11 protein-coding genes are annotated in these 10,965 nt (G+C 75.4%); 5 read left to right on the forward strand and 6 right to left on the reverse strand.

From position 1 onward, the window contains the following. Positions 1 to 6 precede the first annotated feature (6 nt). The gene (locus tag ACIQOW_RS10320) at positions 7 to 1,695 is read right to left on the reverse strand and encodes an enoyl-CoA hydratase-related protein (RefSeq protein WP_401082245.1); all 1,689 of its coding nucleotides are present in this window, start codon (positions 1,693 to 1,695) and stop codon (positions 7 to 9) included. A 146-nt stretch (positions 1,696 to 1,841) separates the two neighbouring features. On the opposite strand from ACIQOW_RS10320, the gene ACIQOW_RS10325 reads away from it, so the two are divergent. Both ACIQOW_RS10325 and ACIQOW_RS10330 read left to right on the forward strand, forming a co-directional pair. Further along, positions 1,842 to 2,273 (forward strand): GNAT family N-acetyltransferase, encoded by a 432-nt coding sequence (locus ACIQOW_RS10325; protein ID WP_401082248.1) that lies wholly within the window; start codon positions 1,842 to 1,844, stop codon positions 2,271 to 2,273. 76 nt (positions 2,274 to 2,349) lie between these two features. Next, complete coding sequence (locus ACIQOW_RS10330; protein WP_401082251.1) at positions 2,350 to 2,820, forward strand: hypothetical protein; 471 nt, start codon at positions 2,350 to 2,352, stop codon at positions 2,818 to 2,820. Positions 2,821 to 2,839: 19 nt separating this feature from the next. Here ACIQOW_RS10330 and ACIQOW_RS10335 read toward each other — a convergent pair whose 3' ends face one another. The 4 genes from ACIQOW_RS10335 to ACIQOW_RS10350 all read right to left on the reverse strand — a co-directional run bounded on the left by ACIQOW_RS10335 (position 2,840) and on the right by ACIQOW_RS10350 (position 7,117). Continuing rightward, entirely contained in the window at positions 2,840 to 4,777 is a 1,938-nt protein-coding gene (locus tag ACIQOW_RS10335; protein ID WP_401082254.1) for a PIG-L family deacetylase, read from the reverse strand. 126 nt (positions 4,778 to 4,903) lie between these two features. Then, a complete protein-coding gene (locus tag ACIQOW_RS10340) occupies positions 4,904 to 5,479 on the reverse strand; it encodes a TetR/AcrR family transcriptional regulator (protein WP_401082257.1) in 576 nt (191 codons plus the stop codon). A gap of 29 nt (positions 5,480 to 5,508) precedes the next feature. Then, positions 5,509 to 6,921 (reverse strand): amidase, encoded by a 1,413-nt coding sequence (locus ACIQOW_RS10345; protein ID WP_401082260.1) that lies wholly within the window; start codon positions 6,919 to 6,921, stop codon positions 5,509 to 5,511. Then, on the reverse strand, positions 6,908 to 7,117 hold the full coding sequence (locus tag ACIQOW_RS10350; RefSeq protein WP_401082264.1) for a hypothetical protein: 210 nt from the start codon (positions 7,115 to 7,117) through the stop codon (positions 6,908 to 6,910). The genes ACIQOW_RS10345 and ACIQOW_RS10350 overlap by 14 nt, the downstream gene beginning before the upstream one ends. A 182-nt stretch (positions 7,118 to 7,299) precedes the next feature. On the opposite strand from ACIQOW_RS10350, the gene ACIQOW_RS10355 reads away from it, so the two are divergent. Together ACIQOW_RS10355 and ACIQOW_RS10360 are read left to right on the forward strand one after the other, a co-directional pair. Then, entirely contained in the window at positions 7,300 to 8,190 is an 891-nt protein-coding gene (locus tag ACIQOW_RS10355; RefSeq protein ID WP_401082267.1) for an MBL fold metallo-hydrolase, read from the forward strand. A gap of 229 nt (positions 8,191 to 8,419) precedes the next feature. Then, on the forward strand, positions 8,420 to 9,220 hold the full coding sequence (locus ACIQOW_RS10360) for an MgtC/SapB family protein (RefSeq protein ID WP_401082270.1): 801 nt from the start codon (positions 8,420 to 8,422) through the stop codon (positions 9,218 to 9,220). Here ACIQOW_RS10360 and ACIQOW_RS10365 read toward each other — a convergent pair. Further along, positions 9,201 to 10,115: a PP2C family protein-serine/threonine phosphatase gene (locus tag ACIQOW_RS10365; protein WP_401082273.1), complete on the reverse strand. Its 915-nt coding sequence runs from the start codon at positions 10,113 to 10,115 to the stop codon at positions 9,201 to 9,203. The two genes, ACIQOW_RS10360 and ACIQOW_RS10365, sit on opposite strands and share 20 nt — an antisense overlap. A gap of 233 nt (positions 10,116 to 10,348) precedes the next feature. Between ACIQOW_RS10365 and ACIQOW_RS10370 the strand changes: the two genes are divergently transcribed. Next, positions 10,349 to 10,828 (forward strand): signal peptide protein, encoded by a 480-nt coding sequence (locus ACIQOW_RS10370; protein ID WP_401082276.1) that lies wholly within the window; start codon positions 10,349 to 10,351, stop codon positions 10,826 to 10,828. Positions 10,829 to 10,965: the final 137 nt, after the last annotated feature.

Genomic DNA, 10,965 nt, shown 5'->3' on the forward strand with positions numbered 1-10,965 from the left:
TTCGGGTCACACGCGCGCCGCGGCCCCCGTCGCTACCGGGCGCTTGCGGACGAACGCGGATCGCAGCGCGTGGTACGGCGATTCGGGTGTGAAGAACTGCCGGTGCATCACCGCGAGCTCCTCCTCCCGGTAGGCGTCGAGCGGCTTGGCCCGCTCGTCGGCCTCCCGCGCGGCCTTCTTCGCCGCGATCCGCTGCTGGGTGGTGGGCGAGGCGGCGAGCAGCCCGGCCAGGTGGGCCGCGCCCGGCCCGAACTCCTCGGGGCCGCAGCCGAGCACCCGGTCGACCAGGCCGATCCGCTCGGCGGCGGCCGCGGACAGCGGCAGTGCCTGGTGGGTCAGCCGCTCGGCCGCCGCCGGGCCCACCCGGCGCGGGAGGGTGTACGTCCAGTACTCCGACCCGTACAGCCCCATCAGCCGGTAGTGCGGGTTGAGGACGGAGCCGCCGCGGCACCACACCTCGTCCGCGGCCAGCGCCAGCATCATCCCGCCGGCCGCCGCGTTGCCCCCGATCGCGGCGACCACCAGCCGGTCGGTGGTGGTGAGCACCGCGTCGACCAGCTCGTCCATCGCGGTGATGTTGTCCCAGGACTCGGTGGCCGGGTCCGGCGCGGCCTCGATGACGTTGAGGTGGATGCCGTTGGAGAAGAAGTCCCGGCCGCCGCCGAGCACCAGCACCGAGGTCGGGCGGGCGGCGGCGAAGCGGTACGCGGCCAGCAGCCGCCGGCAGTGGCCGGTGGACATCGCGCCGCCCGGGAACGAGAAGCGCAGGAGGCCCACCGGGCCGGCCTCGCGGTAGCGGATGTCCGACCAGACGGGGCCGTCCCGCTCCTCCGGCATCAGCGGCGCCGGGACCTCCGGCAGGGCCGGCAGCAGGCCGCCGAGCGCCGTCGCCGCCGGGAGCTTGACGCCCGCGGGGCCGCCGGGCGTGCGGCGGCGCAGTTCGGGGATCCACACCGCGCCGTCCACCGTCGCCCGGCACACCGCGCCGGTCCGGGTGGCGAGCAGCTCGCCCGGGGCGCCGCGCAGCACCGGCTCGCGGTGCCCGCCGTGCAGGTACCACTCGCCGCCGCACAGCCGGTCGAGCACCCCGGGCCTGGAGTCCGCGGCGCGGAGCCGGCGCAGCACCGCCTCGGTGGGGTCCGCCGTCCAGTCGATCCGGCGCTCCTCCTGGCGCAGGACGGGCCGGGTGCGCACGGTGGCGCTCCAGCCGGGGCCGGACTGCCGCTGCGGCTGGTACGTGCCGGAGGCGAAGCGCTCCACGGCGAGCAGTGCGGCCGCCACCGCCGCGTCGGCGACCTCGTTGCGGTACAGGTCGCTCTTGCCGTACTCGGGCAGCAGGCAGGGCGCCCAGGCCCAGACCGGTCCGGCGTCCATCTCCGCCTCGGCCTGGAGCACCGTGACGCCCCATTCGGTGCGGCCCTCCTGGATCGCCCGGTCGAGTGAGGACGGGCCTCGGTCGCCCGGCGGCCCCGGGTGGACGATCAGGCAGGTCAGCCGCGTCCAGATGTCGCGCGGGATCGCCGTGCGCAGCATCGGGGCGAGCACCAGGTCGGGCCGCAGGCGGCGCACCGAATCACGCAACTCCACGTCGTCACCGGCCAGTTGGAGGTCGACGGTGTGGCGCCGGTCGCGCAGTTCGGCGTGCAGCCGCTGGCTGAGGCTGTTGAACGCGCTGGCGAGGAGAAGAATCCGCATGTCCGCCTCCGATGGGGTGGGGCTCCGGGAACCCGGCGATCATCGCCTCCGTCCGAGCGACCCCCTGCCCCGCCCGGCATGTCGCACCGCGCGTTCACCCGAGCGGCCGGAACGGCGCGGGCGCACCCACCGATAGAATGTAAGCCATGAACTCGATTACTGACCCTTACGAACTACGCGCCGGTGTGCCCACCGTCGAGGTCTTCCGCCGCCTGCGCACCGACGCCGGCCTCTCCGACAAGGCCCCCGAGGCGGTCGCGCTCGCCCTGCCCAACACCTGGTACGGCGTGGTCCTCCACCACGCGGGCGAGCCGATCGGCATGGGCCGGATCATCGGCGACGGCGGCACCGCGTTCCAGATCACCGACATCTGCGTGCACCCCGCCCACCAGGGCCACGGCCTCGGCCGGCGCATCATGGCCGCGCTCACCGGGGAACTGGAACGCCGGGCGCCCGCCACCGCGTACGTCTCGCTGATCGCCGACGGCCCGGCACGATTCCTCTACGAGAAGTTCGGCTTCGCGGACACCGCCACCCACGGCTCGATCGGCATGTACCGCCTGATGGACGGCGGCTGACGGCCCCGCCGGCGGCACTGTCGGTGGCGCCGTGTGTACTGGGGCCCGACCCGCTGTCCGACCCGGAGGTGCCGCCGTGGCCCGTCTGTACGTCCGTTCCGGCCTCGACCCCGACGAGCCGGACGCCCCGGTGGCCGTCCTGGTCGCCGACCCCGACGGCACCCCCGGGGAACAGGCCGTGGAACGGCTCGGCGGGAACTGCTACGAGGGCGACGAGGTCCTCTACCTGGTGCAGACCGACGGCTGGGCCGAGCACGCGTACGCCGACGGCCGGCTCACGGTCGGCATCGCCGTCCACCCGGCCGTGCTGGAACGGACGGAGAGCAGCCCGGCGGACTTCCCGCTGCGCTCGGCCACCGACCCGGAGGCCCTCGTCGTCCTGCGCGCGGAGGCGGCCGTCGCCCCGGAGGTGGCCGACCGGCTCTCCGAGGGCGCGATGGTCCTCGTCGCCGCACCGGACACCCCGCTCGACGACCTCCTCGGCCCCGACGGCGACTGGCCGATGCTCCTCGCCCCGCCCCCGCCCGCGCCCCCGATACAGCCGTAGCCGGGGGCCGGGCGGGCGGTCAGAGCGGGAGGGCCTGCCAGCTGCCGAAGGCGGTGGGCGTCGTGCCCGTGCGGTAGTGGACGCGGCCGTCCGTGCCGATGGCGAACAGGTGGAGGACGCCGGCGCCGTCGACGGTCGCGGCCGGGTGGTCGAGGACGGTGCCGCCGAGGTCCTGCCAGGGGCCGTAGCCGGAGTTCGGGGCGTTCTGGGCGGTGGTGCTCACGCCGCCGCCGCGATTGCGCTCGAACAGGACGACCCGTCCCGCGAGGGTGGCCGCGGCCGGCTCGCCCACTCCCCCGTGTCCGCCGAGGGCGGCCGGGGCCTGGCTCCACGAACCGCCGGGCCGGACCTGGTAGCTGACCAGCATCGCGCCGGTGCCCACCTCGCGGTACGCGAGTTCGATGCGGCCGTCCTGGTCGAGCGCGGCCTTGGGCGGGCTCGCCGGCCGGGCGCCCGGGATCGCGCCGGGGGCGCCGAAGGCACCGTTCGGAGCGCCCTGCCGCCAGCCCAGGATCCCGTTGCGGGTGCTCGCGAAGACCTCGATCGCCCCGGCGCCGTCGCGGATCGCGGTGACCGGGTCCTGGAGGTCGGTGCCGCCCAGGTCCGCCCAGGTGCCCACCCACGCGCCGCTCGGGGCGCTCTGCCCGGTGGTGCTGAGGCCGCCGCCGCCGTTCTTGACGAAGATCTCCAGCCGCCCGTCCTGGGAGGCCGCCACCACGGGCACACCGACCTGGGACTCGTTGCCGGACCCGGCGTTGGGGTTGCCGTGGTCGGTCCACGCGTCCGACCACCAGCCGTTGGGCGTGCCCTGCGGCAGGGAGACGATGTGGTGGTCGGTCAGGCGCCGGGCGAAGACCTCCAGCCGGCCGTCGGCGTTGGTGCCGAGCGTGATGCCGGGGGCCAGCCGCCCGCCCGGGTCCGCCAGCCGCAGCGGGCCTCCCCAGCTGCCGTCCGGCTGACGCCAGGACGTGTGGAGGGCGCCGGCCCGGACGACGAAGACCTGCGGCCGGCCGTCCTGGTTCACCCCGGCCCAGGAGGTGCCCCGCGACCAGCGGTAGTACATCCGGGAGAACCAGGAGGGCAGGTAGTTCCCCGACGAGTGGTCGTGGCTGGCGTACGCGGCGAACACCGCGTCCTTGGTGGCGGTCGTCGGCTGGTCGAGGTTGGCCGGGCAGTCGCCGATGTTGTAGTCCCGGTAGTTCACCTGGATCAGGGAGCCGCCGTACAGCCGGCCCGCCTCGCCCGCGAACTTCGCGGCGGCTACGTGGTCCCTGTGGTCGCCCGAGTAGCGGCTGTCCGGGAGTTCGTCCTGGGCCCTGAGCACGGTCGGCCGGTACGTCGCCATCAACTGGAGCAGCACCTCGACGACGTCCGCGGCCGTGTAGGTCGACGGCCCGGACAGCGGGCTGCCGACCGGGACGATCGTGGTGTCGGTGGCGCCGGCCAGGACGTCGCCGAGCTTGGCGTCGTGCAGGTTGAGGAAGACCAGGTGCACCGGCCGCCCCTTGAGGACGTACCGTTCGACCTGCTTGCCCGCCACCGTCCAGGCCTCGACCGTCCAGTGCCCGACCTCGTCGGTCGCCGGGTCGGTGTCACCGACCCCGGCCATCCGGGAGTAGGCGTTGACGGCGCCCATCTGCCGGTTCCAGGTGCGCAGCGGCTCGCCGGCGGTGTCCCAGCAGACCGTGGCGCACGGGTCACCGCTCCCGTTCCCGGCGGTGACGAACACCGTGACGGAGGGCGTGCCGTCCGCGATCGCGCTGGACAGGTCCGGGTTCATGAACAGGATGTCGTCGTCCTCGTGCGCGACGACCTGCATGAACAACGGCCCGGAGCCGATGGCCCCAGCCGCGCCCGGGGCGGCGGCCGCGCGAGTCTCGGTACCCCTGGCCAGGACGGGCGCGGCGAGGGCGGTGAACGCGACGGAGGTGAGGAGTTGCCGTCGTCCGACTGCCATGCGATTCCCCCAGTCGTGAGGTCGGCATGTGTCCATGCCAAAAGGAGGTTAACGCACGGACGGGCGCGCGGTGCCGCACTTCGCACAGCGCGCATTCACGTTCCGGCCAAGGGATATGACTGCTTGTCAGGCCGTCTCACCGGGCGGATCGCCGAGGAGGCCGGCGACCAGCCGACGGGCGTAGTCGGCGTCGAGGCCGGAGGGGCGGAAGAGGATCCGGTACATCAGGGGGGCGACGACGCGGTCCATCGCGGTCTCCACCTCGGGGGCGTCCTCGCCACGGGCGCGGGCCCGGGCGAGGACGAGGTCGAGCTGCTCGGCGGCGTAGGCCGAGCACTGGCCGGCGTTGCCGCCGTCCGGGTCGCCGAGCAGGGTGTCACGGACGTAGGCGCGGCCGGAGGCGGAGCCCATCTCGTCGAGGAACTGTGCGGCCCAGGCCGTGAGGTCGGCGCGCAGGTCCCCGCGGTCCTGCGGCTCGGCGTCGGGGCGCAGCCGTTCCACCGCGACGTCCGACAGCAGCTCGGCGAGGTCGCCCCAGCGGCGGTAGACCGTCGACGGGGTGACTCCGGCCCGCTGGGCGACCATCGGCACGGTGAGCTGTTCCCGGCCGACTTCCGCGAGCAGCTCACGCACAGCGGTGTGCACCGCCTCCTGGACCCGGGCGCTGCGCCCACCCGGGCGGACCATCTGCCGAGGACTCATACCGTCATCTTAAAGCGCAATCCTTGCGTTTAGCCCGGGGGTCCGTCCGCGGGGAGGACCGGTGCGAGCGACCGCGCGGGCTGCGTCCGCTCGTAGGCGTGGCCGACCCGCAGCAGGGTCCGCTCGCCGAGCGGCCGCCCGAGCAGTTGCAGGCCGATCGGCGGGCCCGCCGCGTCCCGGCCGACCGGGACGGACAGCGCGGGCACGCCGGTGACGTTGGCCGGGGCGGAGAGCCGGACGTAGGCGTCCGCGACGCTCTCGACGGTGCCGTCCGGCCAGGTGACCGCCTCCTGGCCGGCCCGCACCGCCGTCATCGGGACCGTCGGGGCCGCGATCACGTCGACCTCCGTCAGGAGTCGCGCCCAGGCCTCCCTGATCAGCGTCCGGGCGCGCTGGGCGCGCAGGTAGTCGACCGCGCCGATCAGCTCGCCGGCCTCCAGCAGGACCCGGACGTCGGCCTGGTACAGCTCGGGGACGGTGCGCAGCGTGGCCGCGTGGTAGGCGCTGGCCTCGGGCGCCACCAGGCCCCACAGGGTGGGCAGCAGGTAGCGGGCCATCGGGATCTCGACCTCGACGAGCCGGGCGCCGAGCGCCTCCAGCCGGGCGACGGCGCGGTGGACGGCGGCCGCCACCTCCGGGTCGACGTGGTCGACGTAGTAGTCGGCCGGCACGCCGACGCGCAGGCCCGTCAGGTCCGGGTCCGGCTCGGGCCGGTAGTCGACGGCGGGGGCGGCCGACGAGGCGGGGTCGCGCGGGTCGTGGCCGACGAGGGCGCCCAGCACCAGGGCGGCGTCCTCGACGGTGCGGGTGATCGGGCCGACGTGGTCGAGGGACCAGGACAGCGGGGTGACGCCGTGGCGGGGCACCAGCCCGTAGGTCGGCTTGAGGCCGACCATCCCGTTCAGCGCGGCGGGCACCCGGATCGACCCGCCGGTGTCCGTGCCGAGCGCGAAGGTCGCCGCACCGGAGGCCACCGCGACGGCGGATCCGCCGCTGGACCCTCCGGCGATCCGGTCGCGGTCCCAGGCGTTGCCGGTCTGCGGGGTGGTCAGGCCGTAGGCGAACTCGTGGGTGTGGGTCTTGCCGGCCAGGACGGCGCCGGCGGCCCGCAGCCTGGCGGCGACGGTGCTGTCGGCGGTCGCGCGGTGGCCGTCCCGGACCCGGGAGCCGGCCGTGGTGGGCGTTCCGGCGACATCGATCAGGTCCTTGAGGCCGACCGGGACGCCGTGCAGCGGCCCCCGGTAGCCGCCCCGGGCGATCTCCCGTTCGGCCTCGCGCGCCGTCTCGCGCGCCTGGTCGCGGGCGACGGAGACGTACGCGCCGAGGTACGGCTCCACCCGGTCGAGGCGGCCGAGGACCGAGTCGACCAGTTCGACCGGGGAGAGCCGCCGCTCGCGGATCTCCGTCGCGGCGGCGGCGAGGGTCAGCTCATACGGCTGCATCGGGGTTCTCCCCTCCCGCGCGGTAGACGGAGGCGGGCGGGGTGTCCCCGAAGTCCAGCTCCCGCAGGACGGCGACGACGGAGCCGATGTGCTCGGCGGTGGCCGCCACCGCGGCGTGGCGCTCGGCCGGCAGGGCGAGTCCGGCCCTGGCGGCCCAGCGGGCCGCCTCGGGCGGGGTGAGTTCCGTGGGGTCCATCGGTTCGCTCCTGTTCGTGGGCGGCTTGGCGCCATGTCGGTTCGGCGCCTCGGCAGCTTGGCGGCCGGGGCGGAGGCCGGGCACCCTCGCGCCAAAAGCCAAGAATTTGCGTTAGTGCGACTGTAGGTTCTACCGTCGCGCTAACGCAAACGCATTGCTTTTACAGCGGAGGATCCGTCCCCATGCCCAGCACCCCCATTCCCTCCTGGACGGTCGGCGACCTCACCGTCCACCGCATCGACGAAGTCCCGCTGCCGCCCGCGACCGGACCGTGGCTGCTGCCCGGCGCCACCCCCGAGGTGGTGGCCCGCCAGGACTGGCTGCGCCCCGACTTCGCCGACGCCGACGGTGTCCTGCGCCTCGACAGCCACAGCTTCGCCTTCGTCCTGGACGGGCTGCGCGTGCTCGTCGACACCGGCATCGGCAACGGCAAGGAGCGGGCCGACCCGGCCTGGCACGACCTGCGCACCGACTACCCGGAGCGGCTCACCGCGGCCGGCTTCCCGCCCGACACCGTCGACCTGGTGCTCCTCACCCACCTGCACGCCGACCACGTCGGCTGGAACACCCGGAAGGCCGACGGCGCGTGGGTGCCCACCTTCCCCCACGCGCGCTACGTCACCGCCCGCGCCGAACGGGAGTTCTGGGCCGGGTACGCCATGGACGAGGCCCGCACGCAGATGTTCCGCGACTCGGTGCTCCCGGTCGAACGGGCCGGGCTGCTGGACCCGGTCGACGTCCCGGCCGGGGGCCTCGAACTCGCCCCCGGCCTGCGTCTGGTCCCCACCCCGGGCCACACCCCGGGGCACGTCGCGGTCGAACTGACCAGCCGCGGCCGGACGGCGCTGATCACCGGCGACTGCGTCCACCACCCCGTCCAGCTCGCCCACCCGGCCATCGGCGCGTGCGTCGACATCGACCCTCGGCAGTCCGAGGCCACCCGCCGGGCGCTGCTGGCCTCCCTCGCCGACACCGACACCCTGCTGCTGGGCACCCACTTCGCCCCACCCACCGCCGGGCGAGTCGTCCCCCACGGTGACGCCTACCGGCTGCGGCCCGTCCACGCGGCCTGAACCCGCTGCCTGAACCCGCGGCCTGAACCCACCGGCCGCGAGGGCGCCGCCATCGCGACGGCGCGCCACCGCTCGCGCCTCCCGTTCGCCCCCCGACCTTCCAGTGGACTCGTCCGAGCGCCGGTCCGATCAGCTGACGAGTCGTAGGGTCGAGGGCACCCGCTTCGCCGAACCGGGGTCGTGCCCGCCCCTCCGGGGAGCGGGCGGGACGAGTGGACGGCAGGAGGAGTTGAGGACACTGGGCGCGGTCATCGAGCCCTTCGGGCAAGGATGGGTCCACTTCACCGACTTCGGCATCGCCCTGGTGCTGGCCAGCGCGATCGGCCTGGAACGGGAGATCAGACAGAAGGCCGCCGGGCTGCGCACGTACACGGTCGTCGGCCTCGGCGCGGCGCTGTTCACGCTGGTGAGCAAGTACGGCTTCAGCGACGTGGTGCGCTCCGGAGAGGTCACACTGGACCCGTCCCGGATGGCCGCCCAGATCGTCTCCGGGCTCGGCTTCATCGGCGCCGGGGTGATCTTCGTCCAGCGCGGCTCGATCCGCGGGCTGACCACGGCCGCCACCGTCTGGCTGACCGCCGCGATCGGCACGGCGGCCGCGGCAGGACTGCCGCTGCTCGCCACCGCGGCCACCGCCGCCTACTTCTTCGTCGGCTACGTGCTGCGGCCCCTGACCCACCGCCTGCCGAGGCTGCGCGCCCGGCCGGCCACCTGCCGCATCACCTACACCGCGGGGCACGGCCTGCTCCGCACGCTGCTCGTCCGGATCACCGCGGAGGGGTTCACCGTCGCCGAACTGGCCGCCGTGGAACCGGCCGCCGCCGACCGGCCCGCCCCGCCGGGCGATCCGGACGACGGCCACCCCGACCCGGACGACGGCCAATGCGGAGGCGAAGGTCCCGGCCCGGACGGCCGGATCGCCGAGGTGACCGTCACCCTGCACGGCCGCGGCGACCTGCCGGCACTCACCGCCGAACTGGCCCGGCTCCCAGGCGTGCTGGGCTGCGCGATCAGCCGGATCGACGACTGAGACCGGCCTCCGTGCCCTCCACCGGGGGCCTGCGGACGGCGAGCAGAGCGGTGTCGTCCGTCAGCCGGCCGCCGGTGTGCCGCAGGACGGCCGCGGCGACCTCGTCCACCAGGCGCCCTGGATCGACCACGCCGAAGCCGCCCGCCAGCCGGTCCAGGTAGTCGCGCAGGGAGAAGAAGGCACCCGCCCGGTCGCGGGCCTCGGTCACCCCGTCCGAGACGATCAGCAGCGTCTCGCCCACACCCAGGCGCAGCCGCCGGACCTCCGGCAGCCCCCCGGCCAGCCGGGCCAGCCCGAGCGGGGCGCCGTCGCCCGGCGGCAGCTGCCGTACACCCCCGGGGCCGAGGACGTGGGGGCTGTCGTGGCCGAAGTTGACCACCTCCACCTCCCCCGGCGCATCCGCGGGGAACCAGACGACCACCGCCGTGGCGAACCGCTCCTCCCACTCCCCCAGCTGCTCCGCCAGCAGGTTCTGCCGGTGCAGCCGCTCCTCCAGCCAGGACGCGACGGTGGCCAGGTCGGCCTCGTGGAAGGCGGCCTCCCGGAAGCAGCCGACCAGGGCCGCCGCGGAGGAGACCGCCGGCAGGCCCTTGCCCTGGACGTCGCCGAGGAGCACCCTCGCCCCGAACGGGGTGGCCAGCACGTCGTAGAAGTCGCCGCCCACCCGGGCCTCGACGTCCGCGGCCAGGTAGCGCGCCGCCGAGTCCACCCCGCCCCAGCCCGGCGGCACCGGGCGCAGCACCACCTGCCGGGTGGTCTCTGCGGTGCCCTGGAGGTGGGGGCGGACGTAGGCGGCGGCCTGGGCGCGCAACATGCTGATCGGCACCGAGAGCAGGGCCCCGGCGATCACCAGCAGGAAGTCCTCGCGAGGCCGCCGGGCCGGGGTTGCGCCCAAGGTAAGGGGACAGGCCGCGGCGGGGGCGGCGCATCGGCGTCGTGGCTCCGCCGCCCGCACGTTCGGCCCAGTCCGGCCGCCTCCCCAGACGTTCCTTCCGGGCCCGGCGCCCGCTCACCGGGTGCGGCCTTCCGGGTGCGGCCTTCCGGGTGAGGGGGCAGGGTGGTGGGGCACCGATCCGCCAGGACCGTCGGAGCGCTCCGCGCCCCCGGCCGTCGACCGCAGGAGGCGCCATGCGCACCCGGAAGATCCCCCGTCGCAGCCTGGCCCTGGCCGCCGCCCTCGCCGCCCTGCCGGCCGCCCTGCTCACCGCCCCGGCCCAGGCGCAGACGGCGACCGGCGCCCCGCCGGTCGGCTTCGTGGAGCTGCCCGCCTCCTCCCTGCCGTCCGGCCACGCGACGCGGGCGCTCACCGTCACCTACCGCAACGACGCCTCGACGGACCGGACGGTGGCCCCGCAGATCCTCGTCGAATCCCCCGCCACCGGCCCCTTCCTCAGTCCGTCGAGCATCCGGCTCGAAGCCCAGTCCCCCGACGGCCACTGGCACACCACGCCGCTCGCCAGCCAGACCGGCACGCTGTACACCGCGCTCGTCCCGGCGAAGGTCGTCCTGCACGGCCACCGCACCCTCACCGAGCACTACCGGATCACCGTCGTCGCGTCGGCCCCGGTCCAGGGGACGGTCGAACCCCGGGTGGCCGTCTACGGCTGAGGCGGCTCCGCCGCCGCGGTGGGGGGGGGGGGGGGGGCGCCCCCCCCCCCCCCCCGCCCCCCCCCCCCCCCGGGCGGGCCCCCCCCCCCCCCCCCCCCCCCCCCGCCCCCCCCCGGCGGGGGGGGGGGGGCGCGAGG

The sequence above is a fragment of the Kitasatospora sp. NPDC091335 genome (assembly GCF_044757205.1).
GTDB lineage: Bacteria > Actinomycetota > Actinomycetes > Streptomycetales > Streptomycetaceae > Kitasatospora.

Bases quoted from the DNA above. Each gene is read 5' to 3' on its own strand.
- ACIQOW_RS10320 (WP_401082245.1), bottom strand. From the start codon at position 1,695: ATGCGGATTCTTCTCCTCGCCAGCGCGTTCAACAGCCTCAGCCAGCGG.
- ACIQOW_RS10325 (WP_401082248.1), top strand. From the start codon at position 1,842: ATGAACTCGATTACTGACCCTTACGAACTACGCGCCGGTGTGCCCACC.
- ACIQOW_RS10335 (WP_401082254.1), bottom strand. From the start codon at position 4,777: ATGGCAGTCGGACGACGGCAACTCCTCACCTCCGTCGCGTTCACCGCC.
- ACIQOW_RS10340 (WP_401082257.1), bottom strand. From the start codon at position 5,479: ATGAGTCCTCGGCAGATGGTCCGCCCGGGTGGGCGCAGCGCCCGGGTC.
- ACIQOW_RS10345 (WP_401082260.1), bottom strand. From the start codon at position 6,921: ATGCAGCCGTATGAGCTGACCCTCGCCGCCGCCGCGACGGAGATCCGC.
- ACIQOW_RS10350 (WP_401082264.1), bottom strand. From the start codon at position 7,117: ATGGACCCCACGGAACTCACCCCGCCCGAGGCGGCCCGCTGGGCCGCC.
- ACIQOW_RS10355 (WP_401082267.1), top strand. From the start codon at position 7,300: ATGCCCAGCACCCCCATTCCCTCCTGGACGGTCGGCGACCTCACCGTC.
- ACIQOW_RS10370 (WP_401082276.1), top strand. From the start codon at position 10,349: ATGCGCACCCGGAAGATCCCCCGTCGCAGCCTGGCCCTGGCCGCCGCC.